Consider the following 21,921-nt stretch of genomic DNA (forward strand, 5'->3'; position numbering starts at 1 on the left):
CCTCTAAAAGTCTGCAAAATACAGCTTTCCTTCATATCCTACGACCGCAGTCCTTCCTTTTGTCCAGGACACAGACTCAAAGCAGACAGGCAAAGCGAGCTTTCCCCGATTGTCAGCCAGGCCTTTTTTCAGGTTGTCATAGTCATCATCAATCACCAGGGCATAACCGTCTTCGAATGCTCCGCAATCGCTGTATGTTCCGGAAAGACTGAAAACTCGGTCGCCCCTGGTGTTGACGCAAAACCAGTTGTTATTTTTTCCGTCATTGATCCAGGCAAGTCCCTGGGAAAACTGGGACGTGCCTGTCAGCCAGTCTCTTTTTAGCTGGAATACCGTATTTCCCTTTTCACCGATACACTGTTTTTCCCCCTCGCCCGTTTCTATAAAGCATCGTCCATCAGAAAAGCCGCTGGTCCTTTGGATGGTTTTGTCGCTGAATACTTGTTGAAAGTCTGCGTTATAGCACAAGAGCCGTATCTCACCGTCATCCCGATCCTGGGAGAACCAAAAGAAGCCTTCGCTGTAACTGTCAAAGCTCATTCCTTTTTTCGAATAGAACAGCGTTTCCTTGTTCGTTACGCTGCCGACCCATAGCTGATAGCCGTTCTCCATTAGAAAATATCCGTCCTGAAGCATGGTAAGCCTCTGATTGGGTTTTGCCCGATAGCAGGTCTTTCCTTTTGTGTCAATGATGCAGTCCTGCGTTTCATCCCATACCACAGACCAGCCTTCGACAAAGGGGCTGCCTTCTTTATAGCGGGCCGGGATCACAGGCTGGCCGTCCTGGTTCAAATAGCCGAAATATTCACCTTGTTGAAATAAATAGCGGTCATTGTCTCCCTGGAAATCGATATAATCGTACTGGCCGGCTTCTGCCACGCAGCTGCCATCCCGGTCCGTCAGCGCGTAGAAGAGCCGGCCATCCTCTTCGCCTTCGGCAACAAAACGATTTTCCGCCCCGTCCATGGGAACCAGCTGAATCAGGGAATCCATGCCCGCCAGCTCAACCGGCTTCAGCGACCGCACCAGCTGAACCTCTTCGGAATAGCTCTTTGCCAGAAAGGCTGTCCCTGCGCCTGCGGTGGCAATTACTGCTGCTATGAGAATGAAGATGTATTTAAGGCGAATCCTCATAGTTCTTTCCTCCCTCTATGAATCGTGACATTCCGTTTAATTTGTTGCATGTGCTATTGTATTATTTATATAGTACAATAGCACATAGGGATGCGCTTGTCAATGCGCATTTGCTTTGTTGGGAAGGCTTTATTGATCTGCGTTTTTTGCATATTACTGTTGGCGGAATCCCAGCTGGGCGTCGTGCCTGGGATAAATGGCTCGGGAGAAGTTTCAGCTCACAAGTCGAAAGAATGTGGCGCAGCTGTCGCTGTTCTGCAAGCTCTGATGGCAAAAAAGCAGCACAGCGAAGTCGGTAAGCGCGCCGAGGACGAAGGTTGGCAATGTGGTAAGGATCGTATAACGTCGCAGCAAGATTCTGTATTTTATTCCCCTGCGGCAGCGCCGCACCCAATGGAGATTATCGTATAAATTTTTCTATCCTCCACACACTACTGTTGGAGGTGGTATTCATGGATAGAGATTTTAGGGTAGCGGATCTGTCCGCGGAAAAGGTGGCGGAAATCAACGAGTTTCAGAAAAAGCTGCGTAATGAAACCAATCAAAATATTGTCTTAATCGCATACGAACCAGGCACGACAAAGTAACGAGATTGCGGCGGCTGGGATTGGGCCGGAGCGTTTAGATGGTACATTTGTTTGGGGATAACCAAGAATGGGGCATATCACATAAATGCGTGATGAATGTGATATGTCCTTTTTTTGCGCACATTTCGCCGAGTGTTGAGGCGAGAAGGGAAGGCCCCCTAAGGGTTTTGCCTTTGTGGTGTGTTGGTGTTGAGTCAGGCTGGACCGGGCCGGGAAAATTTTTTTAAATGGTTTGGTTTTTTTCACAAAGTTGTGGGTTTGCGGGGTCTGATATTGAGAAGTGGCAGGATTTCCGGCTTTTGGCTGGTTTTGAGAGGGTGCAATCGTTGAAAATTGCGTAAAAACTTGAATTTATTTGAAGTTTTTTACGCAAGCCTATGCCCCATGAAATTTAGGAATCGCTATACAATCAAAAAAGAACGTTGAAATTTCAACGTTCAAATGGTGGAGAATAGGGGGATCGAACCCCTGACCTCGTGATTGCGAACCACGCGCTCTCCCAGCTGAGCTAATTCCCCAAGCCGGATTAATTTAACGGAACTATTATAGCACGATTGATTCGAAGATGGCAATAGAAAAATGAATTCTTATTACCCTTGCCAGTAGGCTTGACCAGGGAGGCCCTACAGGCCAGCCGCCGCAACCAGAGAGGCTGTCGCAGTAATCATGATCATCGTGATCCCTGAATCCTTGAGCGTCACGTTCTCGGAGAACCGGGGCCGGGGAACTAAGCCGGGAATCGAGGACGGGAGCAAATCATCGTGATCTGTACCTGGCAGCTTTCCCAGCAATGATTTTGCTTTTCCCCCTCTATTAATCCGGGCCCAAAGGGCCCGCTCCTTTCCCAACAGTCCACAAAATGGATCAAAAAAAGGGCACATCGCATTCGTTTTCGTTAATGCGACAGCCCCACGAAATTCTACGGAAAATCATGATAGTGCGTCCGCAGATCAAATGTGATATTTTCGCAATTTGCGTGAAACCGTCGATTGGTTGATACCGAGGCGATTTCCGATTTCGGTTGTGGATTTATAGAGCTTCTTAGCTTCTGTGAATATTTGTTTGTCCAACTCTTCACAAATCTCTCTATAGCTGCGGTTCGCAATCCTCAAATCCGTATTAAAAGTATCTTCCAGGCTCAAATCGATAATTCCGTAAAGATCGCTCAGGGTAATGGTCTTTTTATTGGAAAATAAAATCAGCCGCTCTATGAGATTTTCCAGTTCCCGTACATTTCCTTTTAATTCCATTCTGGAAAGAAAAGTCAGAACTTCGCCGGTGATTTCTTTCTTCAGTTGATAAACTTCGTTGAATTTCTGTTTAAAGGTTTCGACGAGAGGCGGAATGTCCTCCGGTCGTTCTCTCAAAGGCGGAATGTTGAGTTCCAGTACGTTCAATCGATAATACAAGTCCTCTCGAAACTTTTTTTCTTTTATCTTCTCCTTCAGATTTACATTGGTTGCAGCAATGATTCGAGTATTTACCATAACCGGCTTGGTTCCTCCGATACGGAAAAATTCTCTTTCCTGCAGCAGGCGCAGCAGTTTTACCTGCAAGTCATAAGGCATGTCACCGATTTCATCCAGAAAAAGCGTACCGCCATCGGCCATTTCCACAAGCCCTTGTTTTCCGCCGCTTAATGCCCCTGTAAAAGAGCCTTTCTCATACCCGAACAACTCCGATTCAATCAGCGAATCAGGGACTGCACCACAATTAATGGTTAAAAAAGTGCCTGCTTTTCGATTGCTGTTATTATGCAGAAATCTTGCAAGAAGACTTTTACCCACACCGGATTCACCCAAGATCAAAACCGTTGAATCCGTCTTGGCCATAATTTCTGCCTTATCAATAATATTCTTCATTACTGCGCTTCTATAAACAATTCCTAATTTTTTAGCAGCATCGTTCTTTAATTGGAGCAATTCCATACTGTACTTCAAATTGCTGGAAGTCAAATCCTCAATCACTTTCCGCTTTTCACTGGTATCAAAGATGTAGCATATGACGTATTGAATTTCTCCCGACTCATCAAAATAGGGAACGCCTTTAACCATCCGCGAAATCCCTTCCCCGTCATTTTTATACGACAGCTGTTCCAATACCACCGTTTCCTTTCTGTCCATTACTCTTCTTGTCGTCGCGTCATGGATAATTTTTTGCTCAATCATCTCGCCCAGGGTCATTCCAACGAGATATTTTCCCGAATAACCAGTCATCCGCTCGTGTTCTTGATTGGTCATAATCACTTCCTCATCCTTATCGACCACGATGGTGGCGCTGGACGACTGGTCGATTATAAACCTCAATAGTTCTCTGTTTTCAATAAATTTTTTTTGTTTATTTTTCATCGGAAGGCTCCATGATTTCAGTAATTTATGCTTATTTTCATATTTTATGCATTATAGCATAATTACATCTAAATTCCAATCTTTTTCAACAATATTTTGCCTTATAATATGCAATTTCGCATATCTCCCTTTGTATAAGCGACGTCGGCTTACTCATTTTGCGTCAATTGGGCCCGATTCTTTATGAAAACTGCGTTTTTTTATGGCATGGGATTTGCGTTTAGCTTATTGGCAAATGATTTTATCATAATTTTTTAGGAGGAAATGCATTATGAACAAAGTAGGTTTAAAGCAAAACGGAAGATTCTACTATGGCTGGATTCTGATGATCGTCGGATTTATCCTCATGTCTCTGGCCTATACAGGCTCAATTTCCATAACCAGCGTTTTTGTAGTGCCAGTAACGGAAGCCTTTGGCATTGATCGGGGCTCTTTTCTGCTCTATCAGACCGTGCTGACATTGACGGCCGTTGTTGTGACTGCATATTTTGGCAAGCGCATGGCGAAGGGAAGGTTAAAGCTGATTGTCGTGATATCTGCCCTTGTGGCAGCTGTCGGTTATCTGCTCTTTGCATGGGCAAAGGCTGTGTACTGGTTTTACTTCGGCGCAGTTTTGATCGGCGTCGGCTTTACCAACTGCACGGTACTTCCGATGTCCATTATTCTAAATAACTGGTTCGGCGGAAAAGTCAGGGGCACGGTCATGGGATTCTGCTTTGTGGGCAGCGGAGTAGGCGGCCTGGTGATTCTGCCGATCCTGAATTCGGTCATAACCAATTCGGGATGGAGGACCGGCTATATCGCACTGGCCTGCATGTTTGGAATTGTCGCTTTCGTCTCTCTGCTCTTCCTTGTGAAAACTCCGCAGGAGCGCGGCTTTACAAGAATGGGTGAAACCGCAGAAGAAACAAAGGCGGTTGAAGATGCTGCAGGGATGAACATAAAGGAAGCCATAAAAACGCCAATGTTCTGGCTCATCTTGGCTACCGCTACTTTGATGGTCTTTGGTTCCAGCGCGATTCTGTTCAATTCAGCGCCGTTCTTTATCGAATGCGGATTCAGCACGCAAAAAGCAGCTCTCGTTGCTTCTTTCAACCTGGGCATGCTGGCCGTTGGAAAAATTTTTATTGGTTTTATCTGCGACAAGCTGGGTACCAAGTTCGGCTCCATTCTGTCCGGCGCAATATTCGGATTGGGCTTTCTTTCCCTGGCCCTGATGCCGATGAACCCCAATGTGTTCGTATTCGGAGCAGTCATTTGCTACGGTATTGGCGGCGGCGGTATTACGGTCTGCCCGCCTCTTCTGGTAAACGCATTATTCGGCGAAAAGGATTATGGAAACATCGTTGCTGCCATGAACATGGCTACCAATCTGGGCGGCGCTATCGGCGGCACCATTGCCGGCGTCATCTATGATATTACCGGAAGCTATGTGGTGTTTTGGTGCATTGCCGCGGCGATGATGGCTGTAGTGGTTGTATTCCGTGTTATCTGCTTTAAGTTAAGGAAAAAGTACACTTATTAACTGCCTGATTTTGGTTTACCATTTAGTGTAAGTGGTTGCAGCGACTGTTTAGAGATAATAGGAGGAAGAGTATGGAACAAAAAAAGAAACAAGCAATCCGCTGGATCGAAGAGAATCAAACCCAATTTTTTCAAATATCCGATGCCATATGGGAGCATCCTGAACTGAGCATGCAGGAATATTTTGCATCAAACCTATTGGCTAATTTTTTGACTGACGCAGGGTATCAAGTAGAAAGGAACGTCGCCGGAATGCCCACTGCATTTATTGCTTCATACGGCAGCAAAGGGCCGGTTATTGGGTTTAGCTGCGAATACGACGCATTGCCGACATTATCCCAGGACAAAGACAAATCCCACAGATGCAGCCTGAAGGAAGGCGCTCCCGGTCATGGCTGCGGACACAATCTGATGTCCATCGGCGGCATCATGGCCGCTGCTGCGCTCAAATCGCTGATCGATGCCGGTCGGTTAAAGGCCCGCTTAAAAATCTTTGGAACTCCTGCCGAGGAGCTGTGCATCGGCAAACCGTTTCTAGCACGAGAAGGATATTTCCGCGGCGTAGATTGCGTTTTGGACTGGCATCCCATGGCCTACAGCAAAGCCGGGTACAATGAAAGCACCGCATATTTCAACTGCAAATACCACTTTAAGGGTGCTACCGCCCACGGGAATGCTCCCTGGTTTGGAAAAAGCGCACTGGATGCAGCTATGCTCATGGGAAATGCGCTGGAGTTTCTGAGGGAGCATTTACTTCCCGGCACACCCGGAGGTGAAACGACGCTCAACTATACTTTTGAAAATGTCGGCGGCACGCCCAACGTTGTCCCGGAAAAGGCAACCTTGTGGTGCATCGGTAGAATGGGAACAGCAGAGGAAATTAAGGAGTTGAAACGAAGAGTCGATAACTGTGCCGACGGAATCTCCCTGGCAACGGAAACAGCGGTCACCAAGGAACTCATCACCATGATTCACGAAAAAATCCCCAACGAAACCATTTCAAGGACCATGCTCCGCAACTTTGAATATGTGGGCACACCAGTGTTTTCAGAGGAAGATCAAAAAACTGCTGTGCAAATACAACACGAACACGGCGTGCCTGTCATCCCAATGGGAAGAGAATTGGCACCTTTTGCCTGCACCAAGATGCCGGTCAACGACTCCTCAGAGTACAGCTGGTTTGCTCCGATGGATACTGCCATGGTAGAACTGGTGCCCGATGGACTGGGATGGCACAACTGGGTGGTAACCAAATTTGCCGGGGGCAATGCTGGAAGAGTTACCGCTTCTTTGGCAGCCAAACTATTGGCATGTACTGCGGTCGAACTGGCAGAAAATCCCCCACTGCTCCAGCAAGCAAAGGATGAGCTGAAAACGAGACTGAATGGAAGGGTCTATCAACCGCTCTTTGATGAAAGCATCCTGCCTGCAACGGATGCCAACTATGCAGAAATGGAGAAGTTCCGGACACCTGAAATGCAGCCTTAAAATATAAAGTTCGTGCATCTTTTTCATAACAGCGAAAAAGGTGCACGAATAAATTTATCACTTGTTTTTTGTTATCTTGTTTTTTTAACATTAACCTTTGACCATTGTGAATAAATTCGTTTCGTATGGCCGCTTATCTTAATTGTTTTATAGGTACGAATCCTTACGTAATACTTCTTTTTTGCCTTCAGTTTTTTAATTTTCTTTGAAGTTGTCTTATTGCTCTTAACGGTGGTGGTTTTTACGGATTTTTTTGTAAATTTTTTATTAGTAGCATACTGAATCTGATACCCCGTTACTTGCGTTCTTTGTCTTTTCCATTTGACGCGAAGCTGTTTTTTCCCTGCAGTCAGCTTAGACAGATTAGTCTTCTTGGGAACAATGGTATATTGCTTTGACAAGGAGCCGCTGTAATCACCCCGAAAGGCTAGCTTTAAGGTATAAATCCCAACATTTTTCCGTCCCTTAGAATAGGAGACTGTATAGTCGCTTCCGTTTCTTAGCTCTTTTCCTCCGGCAAATATGCGTGGTGATGGTGTAATCGCTTTTCCTTTATAGGTATACTTTGTCATCAGTCCTGTGATTTGCACATTTGAAATAGGCGCCGGCATAATTTGATAAGTAACCGTCCTACTTCCGGTATAGTCGCCCATGCCTTTGATTTCAACCGTATAAGAACCGGCCCTTACACTGTTATCCGGTTTGATCAGAGAATAATCTTTTCCCTCAGACAATCCCTCCACAGAAATCTTCGGTCTCTGATCTCGCCCATTATATCGAAATGTTGATGCACTTACCGATAGCTTTCGATATTGTATTTGAGAAATATCGAAAAAGGGCAGTCCGTTTCTCTTCGCATAAGCTTCTGCTGGCGACCCCATCGCCCCATAAAGCCTTACCTTATCACAATACTCAAATGCATAGTCATCCTCAATCTGAATGTTTTCAGGAAGATACACACTTTCTAAATTCTCACAGCCAGTAAACATCCATCCATCTAACTTCTCCAATTTTGGAGGAATGGTAATGCTCTTTAATTTTTTACAGTCCATAAATGCTTGATGCATCGTGGACAACCCGTCCGAGAGCCTGATTATTTCCAATCCAGTGCACTGGTTAAATGCGCCGGCAAAAATCTTCTCCACGGCGTCGCTCATGTCAATGTGCCTCAAATTCCTGCTGCTGTTGAAAGCTGAATACTCCACAACTTTTACAGTTTGCGGAATCAAGTAGAAGGTTTGTGGTTTTCCTGCCGGATAACAGTATAATCGGCTAAGATCTTTTGAAAACAATACCCCATTCATATCGCAGTATTGCTGGTTTTCATCGGAAACATCGATTGCTTTGAGTTTCGGACAATAGACAAAATTGGATGCCTGGAGGTTTTCCAGACTTTTAGGCAGAATCACCCTTTCAAGGTTAATACAGTTGGCAAAATTACCGCTTTCTATCTGTTTGACACCCTCAGGGATTTTAATTTCGCCAATACTGTTGCAGCCTTGAAAGGAAAAGGCCTCTAAGTACAGGACCGAATTGGGTATCTTCACATTCTCTAGGCTGTAACAATCCCGAAAGGCATATTTTCCAATTATTTCTGTCCCTTCGCTTATCTGGTAGCCAGTTCCTGGCTTATTTTCCGGATAACGAATCAGCTTCTTTTCTTTCGCATTATAAAGTACATTATCGATGGTTTCATAAACAGCATTAGAAGGGTCCACATGAATCGATTCTAGTGAAGGGCAGGAAACGAAAACAGACGGCTCGATCAACTGCACAGAAGCAGGAAACGAAATCGTTTTAAGAGACAAACATCCATTAAAGCACCCTGCGCCGATTGTTGTTACTTTATGTCCGGCAATTTCTTCCGGAATAGAGGCCTTTATGACCGTTTCATCTGCGCCGGAAACCGTTCCGGTCTCTTTATTAAAATAAAGATATCCTCCCTCTGCCTTGTACTTGACATCCGTCGCCTGGACATTCTCTGTGTGTGCCGAAACAATACTCGCCGAAACAAATAATGTTATCAATAAGATAAATAGAAAGGTTAATAACCTAAAAGTTTTTTTCATATCTGCCTCCCTCCAGGAATTGCATTGATCTTTCTATTTATGGGATATGGATAGTTATTAAATTCTATCAGATAGATCTTGCAGAATCAAGAAATTTAATGGATGATTCGAAATTTTCAAATATTACCTTTTTATCATCCAAAACTTGACCACAGCCAGCGACTCCCGCAAGTAAGACGGCGGCAGATTGTACCAGTCTGTTTTTGCTCCCAGGCCTTTGGCCTCAAGGTCGGCCGCCGCGCCGATGCTCCTAGCTCGATACAAATGGAAATCGCTTGTTACAAACACACAGGTATATGCCCCTTTAAAATGCTTGTCCAAAATCTCACGGGAAAATTTGAAATTTTCGTAAGTGCTGGTCGCCCGTTCTTCCTTGACGATTCGCTGTTTTGATATGCCTTTGTCCATCAAATATCGTTCCATTGCAGAGGCTTCGGTCACTTCCTCCTGAGGTCCCCGGCCGCCGCTCACCACAATCATTGCGCGAGGATTTTTTTCTGCATATTGGACAGCCTGATCCAGCCGATGGGAAAGGGTTCGCGAAGCTTGATCCCCATGTACCGCCGCGCCCAGTACGATAACCGCATCTTCCTTGTAATTCATAGAATCGCCGCGGGCGGCAGCAGCCAGAAAGAGAATCATCCCCAATAAAAATAGGACTCCGGCCAGCACCGCATATTTTACAATGCGTATAAACCCTTTTGCCGTAAGGGCTGCTATTTTCTCACGCCAAATCCCCCAAGCCGTCAGCAAGGCTCCTGCGGCCAAAGTCAGCGCTGTTCCCATATTAAGGTTGGTGGTAATTGCCACATATAGCCCGTCCAGCAGCAGTAAGATGCCTGCTGCCAGCGATGCTTTCGCCAAAATTCCTTTTCCCATTAACTTCACCCCTGATTCTGCAAAAAGGTTCTGAGCTTGAATGGACGCAAGCTCAGAACCCCGCTATGTGTTACCTTCTTTTCTATTTTACAACGTTTTAACCTCTGTTTCCAGCGTAATATCCAATTGGGCCGCATAATCCAAATACTTGCCGCATTCTTCATCCGTCAGCATGTCGGAGGAAATCAGCCCCTTTTGCGTATATTCATCATTGACAAACATCTTAGTGAACAAGGAACCGCACTGTCCGGTGAGATACATTTCCCCTGTGATTCCAGCCCGTTCAAAGGACTCTACGCAGCCTGGGGCATAGAGATAGGTTTCCACCAGCACGCGCTTGCCGTCTTTCATACCCACAGCTTCCACAACAAAAGCGCCTTCATCTTTCACCAGACCTTCATCCAGAATTTCCTTAATCTCGTCATGGTATTTGGGCGCCGGCGGAAGATGGGATACAATCACATCAAAGGGAATAAAGGTGTGTCCCTTGTAGGTTTCTTCTTCTCTTGATAGAAGCCCGGCCCGATACAGAGGTGTGGAAAAGTCGATGCCCACGCCGCCGTATTTGAAATTGATGTTTTTAGCTCCCTTGAAATGGGTATCTTTGTTAAGCCCCATATAAACCGTTTCGTCATGAGCGTGCTCTACCAAAGTGACAGGTCCCTGACAGCCTTTGAAATGTCTGGTCACTGGCAGAGAATGGGGTTCTGTTTCTACCAGTTCGCCGTCTTTCAATGCGAAAGTCGGGTCGGTCATATCGGAAAGGGCAGTGAAAGGGGACCACCAGAAGGGCAGGAACCGTTTGGCTTCCACGCCTTCGTAAACCATCATCAGGATATCGTCGCAAGTATCCAAATGCGTCATAGACCGCTTGGCAGCAACGCACATCATGCCAGGCGCGGAGCCGGTGCCGATAATGGCGGTTTTTCCAATCTCTTTGAAACGTCTGCCGTAATCCTCATACATCATTTCTACGCATTTGGGCCACCAGGAATCCAGGACATCCGTGGCAGCGAAGTCCTGGTAGTTGGCCTTTACAGCGATTGCTGCCTCTAAGACTTTGGGTGCAAAGCGGATGGGCAGAGCGTTAACGATGAGATCCACGCCCTCTGCTGCTTTGATGATGCTATCGATATCGTCCGCATCCACATAAGCGCCGCTGGCTTTTTTGAGAATTTTCACCAGCTCATCTACCGCTTTGTGATCCGCATCCGCGCAAATAATTTGACTGACATTTGGCTCTTCGTCCATTCTCTGTGCAACGGTCGAACCCTGGGCTCCTGTTCCTAATACTAAAATCTTTTTCATTTTTTCTCCTCTTCTTTCAATTATTTTTTCTCTGCATCAAACTCTGAAAATAGAAAACTACCTTCAAACATCACGGCCTCCGGTTTCACTTCATGAAGCTCACTTACCGGAATTTGGAAGATATCTCTGTCCAGTACAACCAGATTGGCTCGTTTTCCTGCCTCAATGGTGCCGGTCTCATCTTCCAGCCGCAGCGGAATCGCCCCTAGTCTGGTATACCCGTCCACCAGATCGGCGACGCTGAGCCTTGCCCTCTCCGGCGGTCGAACGCTTCCCGGATATTGTTCCGGGTCAAGAGGATCTTCCGGGTCAACTCTGGTGGACGATATCTCCATGCCCAAAAACGGATCTCCTCTATGCTCTTCGCACATGCCGATCACATCGCTGCTGTAAGTAACCACTGCTCCGGATTCAATCATCTCTGAGAAGTCATACATGGTGTTCCAACGTTCCTGTCCCAGGTAATCGATGGCTGCTTCACCGAAATATCCGCCCGCCCAGTGGCAGGACCAGTTGATGATGATTCCCAGCTCCGCAGGCCGCCTGCGGTCATCGGGGTGAACCAGTTCGCAATGGGCCAGTTCCATGTAAATATCCCATGTTCCGCCCTCAGACTCCACCTGCTTCTTTGCCTTTTCGTAAGCATCGCAGGCAGTGCGGAATCCCCGGTCACAAACCACGTGGACATGGAGATCCAGCTTTTCCTGGTTCAAGCGCAGCAGTACGTTTATCAGTTCTTCCTCGCTCATATTGATCTGTCCGTAATTAGCCTTGTCGGGATCATTGCAGTGGGGCTCCAGCGATGCGCTGTTGCCCATTTCATTGGTGCCATCCAGGAAAGTCTTCACTGTATGGATCCTCACATGATCGCTGGTGTATGTTCTTTGCCAGACACGCAGGGTGGCGATGCAGGCATCCAGTTTGTCGAAGCTCTCAAGGAGGCAGGTCCCCTCATAATACATGTTGAGCCTTCCCGCCTTATCCATATCGTAATAAAGCTTCATCGCTTCTTCGCCTTCGGTGATCCCGTCCAGGATGCCGATAACACCGCGTTTTTTCAGAAAGTCCAGGAAAGGGGATAAGGTTTTTTCATCCACGGTAGTCGGCGGATGCCAGCCAATCTTATCATACATGACATCTTCATAATCTTTGGTTGGAAGCGGTTCCAGAACCCAGCCTGTGGGCTCGCCCTTGTCATCCCGTATGAAAAATGGCGCCATACCCGTTTCCTCGTTATTCTTATCGATGCCCATCAGCTCCAAAGCCTTGGAATTGTACCAGCAGGCGTGATCGGTAAAGTCCTGGAGCCTTACCGGCCGGTCCGACACATATTCGTCGATCCATTCTTTTCGAGGCCCCTTTTCATCGAACATGGTGGGCGGATAACATTCGCCGAAAAAATACGGAACTTCGCTGACCGGGTGGGTCTGGCAATATTCCTTGACAAAGGAGAGCATCTGATGCATATCATCAAACTCCGGCATCTGCACGCGCCAGCGGCTCTTGGCGATGGTCTCCGGGTGGGTATGCCCGTCGATGAGGCCGGGCAGCACCAGCCTTCCCTGCAGGTCGATTAAATCCCCTTCCGGCAGCGCAGCCTGACATTCGGCCAGCGTGCCCACTTTTATAAATCTGCCGTCCTTGATGGCCGCTGCTTCGGCAATTTCCCTTTGCTCATTGCTTTTATATAGTTTTCCGTTGAACAAAATCATCTCTTTGTTAATATTCATAACTATTCACTTCCTTCTTTCATACGGGGTCTTTCTTTTTTCCGATCAGGAGCAGCGCCGTGCCTGCCGCTGCACCGATTATTCCGCCAATCCTGGCGGTCTTTATCATGAGCCAAAAGTCGCTTTGCAGTCCCGATCCGTAGGTTTCCAAATAATATTCAGGTCCCCAATCACCTTCATACCAGCTGAGGAAAAGGCTCCCCACAATAGCATATATACCGAAAGCCAGCACATATACGCCGATCCTTTGTATATCGCCCTTTGCAAGTCTGGTTTTATAATTGATCGGGTATTCTTGTGGGTTTATTTTGTACAACCCGCCGCAGCTCACTTTAAATATGATATAGAATACTACAGCTGAACCGATCGAAATAAATCCGAGAAGAAAGTATTCCGTTCCGTTGACCAGCAGCCCCAAAACTGCGATCATCATTGGCAGGAGAGCCATAACAAAGATCTTTATTTTTCCGCCTTTGATGTACCATACGGTTCGTTCCTCTACAGGATAAAGTTTTCTTATTTTTAGCAGAGCGATGCCAAGAACCACATAAACCATCAAAGCCAATGGCGTTAGTATTGTAACTAAAGTGGAAAAATTAAAATTCATCATCAGGACTGTAATCGCACCTAAAAGTAGAATGGCCAGGATGGGAACGCCCCTTGTTTTGCTGACTTTTACCAAAAACTTTGGGCAGAGCCGGTCGTCGGCCATGACAAAAAATCCCCTCGATCCGGCCGCAATATAGGAATTAAAAATTGCAGCCTGGGAAGCGATGGCAATTACAAGAAATGCTACACCCCATCCATATCCCAGGCGCTGAGTAAGCACGTCGCCGTATCCGATTCCTTCCGTCCCCCATTTCTCCCACGAACCTATGGATACAAGGCCGGCCACAGTAGGGAGTATATAGCTGAGTGCAATCAGCGGCATGGCAATTTTAAAGCCTTTGGGAATGACTTCCGGATTTTCCAGTTCTCCCGCCATATTGGAGACGCATTCATATCCGCAGTACATCCAGATCACCAGGCATATGCTGCCGCCCAAGCTGTCAATGATGGACTGTCCTTCCGGCATAAAGGGCTGTACCGGATTATACTCCCAGTTGGCAAAGCCCACCACGGTTACAGTCGTAAAAGCAGCTAAAATTAAAATCGATAAAACGGTGCTAACCGTTCCAACTTCCTTCAGTCCCATTAGATTAATAATGACAAAAAAGGCGACTATGGCAAACTTGACGACAAAGGAGATAAAGGGATCCTTAAGTTCTGGAATAAAATCGGCCGCATATCCTACGATCAGCACAACATAAGTGGCAGATGACAGATAAATGGAGATTGTTCCCCACCAGCCCATGCAGAATCCCCAGAACTCGCCCAGCGACTCTTTAACCCAAACATAAATTCCGCCTTCAGACGGCATGAGAGCACTGAGTTCCGATACGATCTGACAGATGGGATACGCCCAGATGATCGCAAATACGACTAGCATCCCGATCGTCAGTCCCGGTCCGCTGGTTGGGATCATATCCTCAATTCCAAACGCACCTGCAGCCACCAGGCAGAACAGCAAAAAAGCGATTTGTATTGGCCGCATGGTATGTTTTTTTAAACCGGCAACACCATCCTGGCCGATTACATTTCCTTTGTTCTCCATAAATTTTCCTCCAAACTTTCCGATGCCGCATCTTTTTTTAATATTTTGTTTGTTAAGAAAATTATGACCCCAATCCAGTTCCATGACGATTGCCGTTTTTGATAAAAAAAGAACCAATTAATCTAAAATTTGACTATACCCCCTTTTTCGTGTATCCTTACCTTATGGATATCAAAGAAACCCCCATCAATTATCAGAAGGAACTAACATACGAAAGCCGGCTCTGCAAAATCGGCCATATTAATCCCCATTATCATCCCCATGATTTGGAGTTGATCTTCTGTCTTTCCGGGTCCGTCCGGCTGACTGCCGGCCACCAGAGCGTCAGGATTCAGGCCGGAGAAATCTTTTCCGTGGATTACCGGGATATTCACTATATCCACTCTGATTGCGACAACCTGACCTTAGTTTTCCATTTAAACCTCACCAGAACCCACTTGCCCTGGGAAAACTTGCGTCACGTTTTCTTTGCCTGCGAAAGCTGTCATTGTTATCCCTATCAAAAGGAAGCCATGAATGAGGTCAAGGATATTCTTTTGGCCCTTTCCTACGTGCAGCATACGGCCGACCCAACATACCCTCAAGGCATCTGCGAGCCCGCCAATCGTCTGATTGAAATCCTTTTCAAATTCTTTAACTGGTTTAATTACGAAAATCAGGATGAATACATGAATTTGGATCTTCATGACCGTTTTTACCGAGTGCTGGCCTATTGCAATGATCATTTTGATCAAAAGATTTCCGTTTCCCAGCTGGCCGCTTCCGAGCACATCAGTAGAAATTATTTTTCTCAATTTATCAGCAAGACGGTATTCAAAAGCTTTAGTCTGATGGTCAAATACATACGCTGCTTTGAAGCGGAACATCTGCTGCTCACCACCGATCTGCCTAATTCGGAAATCTCTTATCGAAGCGGTTTTTCCGATCCAAAGTATTTCTACACCACCTTCAAGGAGTGGTGGGGCTGTACGCCTACGGAGCACAGAGACCGCTGTCGCGCTTATCTGGAGCAGGCCCCCCGGCTTACAGTGGTCAAGGAAGCGGAAGCGGCCACTCTTTTGAAAGAATACATCACAGACTGGCATTTGCAGAAGGTGTTTGTTTAAAAAAAGACTGCTGCATGAAGTAAATCGCGCTTCAATGCAGCAGCTCTGTTTGCTAGAATATGTCCGACATCGCATGTCTTTTTTGATTTTTCGGCGTCATAGTTTTTGGGGAAAAATTCTAAAACAAATTTAAGTTTTTACGCAGTTTTTAACGGTTGCGCCCTCTCAAAATCAACCAGAAGCGACAAAATCCATCCCTTCTCAATATCAGGCCACGCAAACCTATACCTTTGCGAAAAAAACGTAAACTTGCAATAAAATTTTCCCAGCCCAACGCAATGCGCTTTGAAAACAGAGTTTTCACGACGCCTTCTGCGAGGCATCGCACTCTATCTCGCCAAAAGCTCAATCACCTGATCCTGGGGCAGCGCATATACTTTATTGCCGCATATGCCTTCCATGGTTTCGGCTGCGAACATTGCGTTAAGAATCGCCTCTTCAACCGCTTCGGCCACGGAAAAATAAATGGGATCGAGCAGGTCGTCACTGAGCATCGTCACTTGAGATTCCGAGGAAGTGTAGGCGTTCTCGTTGGCTGTGGAAAACGCAAGGAAGATATCTCCGGATCCGTTTTCTCCATATGATCCTAAATTTCCGATGCCGATGGGTATGCGCTTGCATAATTTGGACAGCTGCCAGGGCATCAGAGGCGCATCAGTGGCGATGACAACGATGATGGACCCGGTTCCCGATTTAGGCTTTAACATGTTATATACAGCCTGGCTTCCACAAATTTGAGTTCCCATGTGCCTGCCCTTGATTTTGAAGTTTTTCCGCAAACCGTGGTTGGCCTGAACCAGTACGCCGATTGTAAATCCGCCGTCCTTCTTTGGCAAAAGACGCGAGGCGGTTCCGGTTCCGCCTTTAAAGTCATGGCAGACCATGCCTGTGCCTCCGCCCACATTTCCTTCTGCGATTCTGCCACCTTTGGCATTTTCCAGGGCTTTCCGCACATGTTTTTCTTTTACTCGAAATCCATTTATATCGTTGAGAAGCCCGTCCCAGGTTTCCCCTACTGCGGGATAAAAATATCCGCAGCCAGGTATTTCTTCGCCTTCATTGATAAGAGGATAGTAAAAATTATGCTCGATCATCCATTTGGCCGCAGTATCTCTGACCATGCCCACGCTATTGGTGTTGGTCAACATCAAGGGGCCGTGCATGAACCCTGAATCATCGATCCAGTGTGTTCCCGTCAGTTCTCCGTTTCCGTTTAAATCATGCCGTCCGGCAAATACAGCGCTCCGCTTTTTCCCTCTCGGTAAAATGGCCGTTACGCCTGTTCTGACAATACCACTGCCTGCATCCATGGAATCAGAGGCGCTGCCCTCGATGATGGTCGCATAGCCCACTTCCACGCCGGCTACGTCTGTTATGGCATTATTTTTTCCAGTTGCTCCATAGAACGGGATTCCCGCTTCTCTTGCTCTCTTTTTCATATTTATCATTCTCCCTGTTAAAAAATTTTGTTCAGTTTTTCTTGCGGATATTCTTTTCCTTCTTTTTTATATTCGATCGCTTCCAGCAGATTTTGAAAGCGCTCCTTTGTTACCGGATAAAGGATGATAAAGACCGTTCCAACCATAAATAAAATTCCCGGTATCAAGGTATTGACCGTTATAATGCCCTGCAGAGCCTGCTGGGTCTGAACTTCCGCCGTACCATCATATCCCAGCAGAGACAAAAGGCCACCAGTCACATACATTCCAATGGCTGATCCGAACTTTTGCATGAAGGACGAGAATCCGGTAATTGCGCCTTCCCGCCTCTTTCCAGTCACATATTCGTCCAGCTCGGCACAGTCGTACATCATGGAATAGCCTACGGACCAGTAGCATACATTGCCGATGTTATAAAATGCGGTAAACAAAATCAAATGGGTGAAGTCGGGAATTCCATAAAAGAAATAGAACATGCAGCCGGCAATGCTGATCAGATTCAGGGAAATCAAAGCCTGTTTTTTTCCAAAGCGATTGCTGATCAGATTACAGATGGGAATAAATGCGATAGTCAGGATCGAGTAAATGGTCCAGTATCCCGCCTGTTTGGCCGGACTCAAGCCCAGATTGTTGTCCATGATATAAACAAAAGCAGCCGATGCTATAGAAAAAGCGATGTTGTATGCCAAAGTCATCAGCAAAAACCGGCGGAAAGCTTTTAATTGGAAAAGTTCTTTATAGTTTGCCAGCAGCTTTGCCTTTTGTTCTGCTTTATATTGGTTCTTATCCACAAATTCTTTCCCCTTGGTCGCCCGCCAGCAGATCAAGCCGCCTGCCAGCCCGAAGAGCCCAAAGGCTACTGCGGAAATTGTCCAGGATTGTGCTTCCGTTCCTCCGCTTTGGGTGACTTTGTCCAGAACCATCATCGGTCCGGCGCTGACAAGCCATGTAGCCACGTAGATTCCAACTCCTGCAAAGCCGCGCAGCGTGGTCCTGTCGTTAAAGTCCTGGGTCAGTTCGGCGCCCAATGCAAAGAAGGGAATGACATACGTTTTATAGCTGGTCCAATATAAAATCCCCACTGCGATATAATAAAGCAAGGTAATGGGTCTGCTGAAATCCACCGCAGTGTACAGCAGCACCGTGCAGAGGAATAAGGGGAAAACGCCTGCAAGCATGAAAGGCCTTCTTCGCCCGTACTTTGATTTGCAGTTGTCGGATAAATAGCCCACGATGGGATCCGTCAGCGCATCCCACAGCACGACAATCAAGGCAATGATCCCGCCATATACGGCCGGCAGTCCGACTACATCGGTCACAAAATATAAAAAGTAAATATAGAACATATTGAACGGTATGGAATCGGTCAACTGGCCGCACGCATATTGCAGTTTTAATGCGATCGTTGTCCTTTCAGATTTGGTTTCAGTCATAAACATGATCCTCCTTAAATCCTATACGAGTGACAGTTAATGATAAAGGCCTTTACATGGACAGAATACCGCAAATATTGTGCCACTTCTTAAACCTTGGAAATACAGCCTTTAACAGCTTGCACAAAAAAAGAAGTGTCAGATTTTTTAACACTTCTTTTTTCTTATATCACTTTGTTATTCAGTTTGGACCTTTTTGCGCCGGTGTCAGGTTTTTTATCATAGTAAAAGAATCTGACGATTTACCCCCGGTCATCCTTTTTGCTCAGGTTATATTTTTTTATTTTATAATGCAGACTGGGTCTGGAGATTCCCAGGAACTCCGCCGTTGCCGTAATATTCCAGTCGTTCAGCTTCAGGGCTTTCTCCAGGATGCGCTTTTCAGTATCGTCCATCAATTTGCCCAGCAAATTTTCTTTTGCTTCCATCGGCTCATCGACGATGAACTCTTTTAAGCGCGCGATGTTCAGCTCCTTAAAGTGTTTGCTCTCCAGGGTATCTCCGCTGCATTCGTTCATGGCTCGTTCGATGGCATTGAACAGTTCCCGGATGTTCCCCGGCCAATCGTATTCTTTGAGAATGCCTGCCGCCTCTTGGGTGATTCCAATTATGGCTTTGTTGAGGACCGGGTTTAGCCGCTGGATATGGGCCTGGGCAAGAAGGGGGATATCTTCTGTCCTTTGGCGCAATGGGGGAATTTCCATATTGATCACATCCAGTCGATAATATAGATCTTCCCGGAACAGGCCTTCTTCCACAAGTTTTTTTAAATCCTTGTTGGTGGCGGAAATGATGCGAATGTCAATTTTTATTTTTTTGCCCCCGACGGTCACCACCTCTTTTTCCTGCAGGACCCGCAGAAGCTTGGGCTGCATATGATAGGGGATCTGGTCAATTTCGTCCAAGAAAATCGTTCCCTTGTCGGCCATTTGAAACCTTCCTTGTCTGCCGCCCCGCGCTGCCCCGGTGAAGGACCCTTCTTCATAGCCAAAGAGCTCTGATTCAAACAAATGCTCCGGTATGGAGGCGCAGTTCACTTCTACCATGGGAAACCGGCTGCGCATACTGCTGCTGTGGATGGCCTGTGCGACGACTTCCTTGCCCACCCCGGATTCGCCGGTTATGAGGACGGTGGAGTCGGATTCCACCAGGTTATAAATTTTCTGCCGGATTCTTTCGATGGCCAGGCTCTTGCCGATGATATCGGCTACCATATACTTGGACTCCTTTTTCTTATTGTAAAATTCGGAAACGTTTCCAAACCCTTTGTTCTTGGTCATAATCGTTCCGTTCAGTACTGTTTCTAGCTTTTCCGCAAAGCTCTGCAGCTGCCAGCTGTCCGTGAACAAATCATAGTCGATGGCGCCTGCGATCTGTCCATGGTCATAAACAGGCTTGATTCTGGCAACACTGATGAAACCATCGGACAAATAGAAATAGGCTTCCTGCTGTTCTTCTTTTGCAAAGGCGCTGCTGATTTTGCTGGTGGGGTGGATTTCATGGATGGATTTCCCCACCACCTTTTGTGGAAGCTCGATGCCGTACAGTTCTTCCAATGCGTCAAATAGATCGGGAGATAAATATTTTATAATTCCCTTATGATCTATGACGACCAGCCCGTCAATGGCATCGAAGACGTTTTTGCACTCTTCCAACGTCAAGCCGAAATATGTGATTTTCTTTTCTTTTTTCATGGCGTTTTCCTCTAATGTCATACCGGACATTTCTTCAGTCCAGTCTTTTTCCCCGATTTTGCGACAACATCTGCATACGCGAAAAGGGATGCGCTTCAGGGAAGTTTCATCACGCATCCCTTGCACGAGTGCAGCTCTTCTGACATTATCCCACAAGCCGGCCAATGCTCTGTGGAAAAGGCTTGCGGGTGATTCGCGCTCATGATTCGACAGATTTATTATGTTTTACGGGTTATAGATAATCATATGAACAATGGCTGTTTCATTGCCTGTGTTTCTGTAAGAATGAATGGAATCTGCCCTGAATCGAAGGTGTTCACCAGCCCTTACCGTAAAGCTCTGATCGTTCAGGCAAATTTCCAGGGCGCCTTTGAATATGGTAACGAATTCCGTCGCCCCCCTTAAGTGGGCTTCTGATTCCCAATAACAGCCCTCCTCAAGCTCCAAGTAGTACACCGCGAATCTGCGGTTTTCATCGTCGGGAAAAATCGAATAATTCTTCACCCTCCCGCCGTCTTCAAGCAGCGGCTGTATTTCCCCAGTCTTGACAATCTCATAAGGCTTTTCAGGACGCACCGTCAGTGCATCAAAAGGCACCTTCATTCCGTTGGAAATTTTCCAAAGCGTCGATAATGTTGGGTTCCCGTCCCCCCGTTCAATCTGGGCAAGCATACTCTTACTAACGCCGCTCAGTTTGGAGAGTTCTTCCATACTCAGTTTGTTTTCCTCCCGCAGACGCTTTATATTCTTTGCCACAATCGCATTCATCGTATCCAAAAGAAACCTCCTCTTGACAATATATTGCACATAATGTATTATTATATCATACAGTGCGATATATCGCACCTTTTGTACCATTATATACCTATTGCTTTTATAAGTAAAGAGGGAGGCGTCTTTCGTGTTTCATTTATATGACTTTCTTATTTATTGCATGATCACGGCTTACACGCCGGGAGCAAACAACCTGCTTTCTATGAGCAATGCTATCCGGCTCGGCTATCGGCGCAGTCTCCGTTTTAATTTTGGTATTTTAGCCGGATTTGCAGCAGTAATGGTACTGTGCATGATTTTTAGCGCGGTGCTGTATCAGCTGCTTCCGAAAATCAAAATCGTTATGCAGGTTCTTGGCGCCGTCTATATGTTGTACTTAGCTTGGAAAGTATGGAAAAGCTCTGCTGACCTGCATACGGAAAACGGCAAAGAGGCCAGCGTTCTTTCTGGTATGATCCTGCAATTTGCCAATCCAAAAATCTATATTTATGCGATAACAGCAATATCGCTCTACATTTTGCCCGTTTATCATTCCCCATGGGCAATGGTTGGGTTCACCGCTATATTAACGCTGATCGGTGCCTCCGGCTCTTTTATGTGGGCCTTGTTGGGCTCTGCCTTTTGTAAAATTTTAGCCAAACATACAAAACTCGTCAACCTGGTTATGGCGCTGTTGCTTATTTATTGCGCCATCGCCTTATTTCTGTAATGGGAAGTTAGTACGAAAGGTTTTATCGGATGATTTTGGCACTGA

16 protein-coding genes and 1 tRNA gene are annotated in these 21,921 nt (G+C 46.4%); 5 read left to right on the plus strand and 12 right to left on the minus strand.

The window, feature by feature from the left end; all coding sequences use genetic code 11:
- Positions 1 to 3: 3 nt before the first annotated feature.
- Positions 4 to 1,134 (minus strand): WG repeat-containing protein, encoded by a 1,131-nt coding sequence (locus LG211_RS14200; protein WP_269477838.1) that lies wholly within the window; start codon positions 1,132 to 1,134, stop codon positions 4 to 6.
- Positions 1,135 to 1,586: 452 nt separating this feature from the next.
- Here LG211_RS14200 and LG211_RS14205 point away from each other — a divergent pair, with 452 nt between their 5' ends.
- Complete coding sequence (locus LG211_RS14205) at positions 1,587 to 1,721, plus strand: hypothetical protein (RefSeq protein ID WP_265333486.1); 135 nt, start codon at positions 1,587 to 1,589, stop codon at positions 1,719 to 1,721.
- 442 nt (positions 1,722 to 2,163) lie between these two features.
- Here the strand turns inward: LG211_RS14205 and LG211_RS14210 are convergent.
- Both LG211_RS14210 and LG211_RS14215 read right to left on the minus strand, forming a co-directional pair.
- Positions 2,164 to 2,239 (minus strand) — tRNA-Ala (locus LG211_RS14210).
- A 432-nt stretch (positions 2,240 to 2,671) separates the two neighbouring features.
- Positions 2,672 to 4,069, minus strand: coding sequence for a sigma-54 interaction domain-containing protein (locus LG211_RS14215; RefSeq protein WP_269477839.1), 1,398 nt, complete (start codon positions 4,067 to 4,069; stop codon positions 2,672 to 2,674).
- 271 nt (positions 4,070 to 4,340) lie between these two features.
- On the opposite strand from LG211_RS14215, the gene LG211_RS14220 reads away from it, so the two are divergent.
- Positions 4,341 to 5,594 (plus strand): MFS transporter, encoded by a 1,254-nt coding sequence (locus LG211_RS14220; protein ID WP_227755450.1) that lies wholly within the window; start codon positions 4,341 to 4,343, stop codon positions 5,592 to 5,594.
- Between the two features lie 71 nt (positions 5,595 to 5,665).
- On the plus strand, positions 5,666 to 7,081 hold the full coding sequence (locus tag LG211_RS14225; protein WP_269477840.1) for an amidohydrolase: 1,416 nt from the start codon (positions 5,666 to 5,668) through the stop codon (positions 7,079 to 7,081).
- A gap of 71 nt (positions 7,082 to 7,152) precedes the next feature.
- Here the strand turns inward: LG211_RS14225 and LG211_RS14230 are convergent, their stop codons facing one another.
- From LG211_RS14230 to LG211_RS14250, 5 genes are all read right to left on the minus strand, one after another.
- Positions 7,153 to 9,150, minus strand: a complete 1,998-nt coding sequence (locus LG211_RS14230; protein WP_269477841.1) for a leucine-rich repeat domain-containing protein — start codon at positions 9,148 to 9,150, stop codon at positions 7,153 to 7,155.
- A 123-nt stretch (positions 9,151 to 9,273) separates the two neighbouring features.
- Complete coding sequence (locus LG211_RS14235; protein WP_269477842.1) at positions 9,274 to 10,029, minus strand: YdcF family protein; 756 nt, start codon at positions 10,027 to 10,029, stop codon at positions 9,274 to 9,276.
- Between the two features lie 87 nt (positions 10,030 to 10,116).
- Positions 10,117 to 11,337, minus strand: coding sequence for a saccharopine dehydrogenase family protein (locus LG211_RS14240; protein ID WP_227755454.1), 1,221 nt, complete (start codon positions 11,335 to 11,337; stop codon positions 10,117 to 10,119).
- Between the two features lie 20 nt (positions 11,338 to 11,357).
- Positions 11,358 to 13,067 (minus strand): amidohydrolase, encoded by a 1,710-nt coding sequence (locus tag LG211_RS14245; RefSeq protein WP_269477843.1) that lies wholly within the window; start codon positions 13,065 to 13,067, stop codon positions 11,358 to 11,360.
- Between the two features lie 19 nt (positions 13,068 to 13,086).
- Positions 13,087 to 14,721, minus strand: a complete 1,635-nt coding sequence (locus tag LG211_RS14250; RefSeq protein ID WP_269477844.1) for an APC family permease — start codon at positions 14,719 to 14,721, stop codon at positions 13,087 to 13,089.
- 164 nt (positions 14,722 to 14,885) lie between these two features.
- On the opposite strand from LG211_RS14250, the gene LG211_RS14255 reads away from it, so the two are divergent.
- Positions 14,886 to 15,827: a helix-turn-helix domain-containing protein gene (locus tag LG211_RS14255; protein ID WP_227755457.1), complete on the plus strand. Its 942-nt coding sequence runs from the start codon at positions 14,886 to 14,888 to the stop codon at positions 15,825 to 15,827.
- A 329-nt stretch (positions 15,828 to 16,156) separates the two neighbouring features.
- Here the strand turns inward: LG211_RS14255 and LG211_RS14260 are convergent, their stop codons facing one another.
- The 4 genes from LG211_RS14260 to LG211_RS14275 all read right to left on the minus strand — a co-directional run bounded on the left by LG211_RS14260 (position 16,157) and on the right by LG211_RS14275 (position 21,161).
- Positions 16,157 to 17,266: a DmpA family aminopeptidase gene (locus tag LG211_RS14260; protein WP_227755458.1), complete on the minus strand. Its 1,110-nt coding sequence runs from the start codon at positions 17,264 to 17,266 to the stop codon at positions 16,157 to 16,159.
- A gap of 17 nt (positions 17,267 to 17,283) precedes the next feature.
- The gene (locus tag LG211_RS14265) at positions 17,284 to 18,699 is read right to left on the minus strand and encodes an MFS transporter (RefSeq protein ID WP_227755459.1); all 1,416 of its coding nucleotides are present in this window, start codon (positions 18,697 to 18,699) and stop codon (positions 17,284 to 17,286) included.
- A gap of 242 nt (positions 18,700 to 18,941) precedes the next feature.
- A complete protein-coding gene (locus LG211_RS14270) occupies positions 18,942 to 20,414 on the minus strand; it encodes a sigma-54 interaction domain-containing protein (RefSeq protein ID WP_269477845.1) in 1,473 nt (490 codons plus the stop codon).
- A 204-nt stretch (positions 20,415 to 20,618) separates the two neighbouring features.
- On the minus strand, positions 20,619 to 21,161 hold the full coding sequence (locus LG211_RS14275) for a helix-turn-helix domain-containing protein (RefSeq protein WP_367177920.1): 543 nt from the start codon (positions 21,159 to 21,161) through the stop codon (positions 20,619 to 20,621).
- A gap of 166 nt (positions 21,162 to 21,327) precedes the next feature.
- Here LG211_RS14275 and LG211_RS14280 point away from each other — a divergent pair, with 166 nt between their 5' ends.
- Positions 21,328 to 21,876 (plus strand): LysE family transporter, encoded by a 549-nt coding sequence (locus LG211_RS14280; RefSeq protein WP_272490585.1) that lies wholly within the window; start codon positions 21,328 to 21,330, stop codon positions 21,874 to 21,876.
- Positions 21,877 to 21,921: the final 45 nt, after the last annotated feature.

Origin of the sequence: Hominibacterium faecale (assembly GCF_020734085.1) — a bacterium.
Classification (GTDB): Bacteria; Bacillota; Clostridia; order Peptostreptococcales; family Anaerovoracaceae; genus Hominibacterium; species Hominibacterium faecale.

Excerpts from the sequence above, each read along its gene's own strand:
- LG211_RS14200 (WP_269477838.1), bottom strand. The coding sequence starts at position 1,134 with ATGAGGATTCGCCTTAAATACATCTTCATTCTCATAGCAGCAGTAATT.
- LG211_RS14280 (WP_272490585.1), top strand. The coding sequence starts at position 21,328 with ATGATCACGGCTTACACGCCGGGAGCAAACAACCTGCTTTCTATGAGC.
- LG211_RS14220 (WP_227755450.1), top strand. The coding sequence starts at position 4,341 with ATGAACAAAGTAGGTTTAAAGCAAAACGGAAGATTCTACTATGGCTGG.
- LG211_RS14270 (WP_269477845.1), bottom strand. The coding sequence starts at position 20,414 with ATGACATTAGAGGAAAACGCCATGAAAAAAGAAAAGAAAATCACATAT.
- LG211_RS14260 (WP_227755458.1), bottom strand. The coding sequence starts at position 17,266 with ATGAAAAAGAGAGCAAGAGAAGCGGGAATCCCGTTCTATGGAGCAACT.
- LG211_RS14240 (WP_227755454.1), bottom strand. The coding sequence starts at position 11,337 with ATGAAAAAGATTTTAGTATTAGGAACAGGAGCCCAGGGTTCGACCGTT.
- LG211_RS14230 (WP_269477841.1), bottom strand. The coding sequence starts at position 9,150 with ATGAAAAAAACTTTTAGGTTATTAACCTTTCTATTTATCTTATTGATA.
- LG211_RS14235 (WP_269477842.1), bottom strand. The coding sequence starts at position 10,029 with ATGGGAAAAGGAATTTTGGCGAAAGCATCGCTGGCAGCAGGCATCTTA.
- LG211_RS14275 (WP_367177920.1), bottom strand. The coding sequence starts at position 21,161 with ATGAATGCGATTGTGGCAAAGAATATAAAGCGTCTGCGGGAGGAAAAC.
- LG211_RS14225 (WP_269477840.1), top strand. The coding sequence starts at position 5,666 with ATGGAACAAAAAAAGAAACAAGCAATCCGCTGGATCGAAGAGAATCAA.
- LG211_RS14265 (WP_227755459.1), bottom strand. The coding sequence starts at position 18,699 with ATGACTGAAACCAAATCTGAAAGGACAACGATCGCATTAAAACTGCAA.
- LG211_RS14245 (WP_269477843.1), bottom strand. The coding sequence starts at position 13,067 with ATGAATATTAACAAAGAGATGATTTTGTTCAACGGAAAACTATATAAA.
- LG211_RS14205 (WP_265333486.1), top strand. The coding sequence starts at position 1,587 with ATGGATAGAGATTTTAGGGTAGCGGATCTGTCCGCGGAAAAGGTGGCG.
- LG211_RS14215 (WP_269477839.1), bottom strand. The coding sequence starts at position 4,069 with ATGAAAAATAAACAAAAAAAATTTATTGAAAACAGAGAACTATTGAGG.
- LG211_RS14250 (WP_269477844.1), bottom strand. The coding sequence starts at position 14,721 with ATGGAGAACAAAGGAAATGTAATCGGCCAGGATGGTGTTGCCGGTTTA.
- LG211_RS14255 (WP_227755457.1), top strand. The coding sequence starts at position 14,886 with ATGGATATCAAAGAAACCCCCATCAATTATCAGAAGGAACTAACATAC.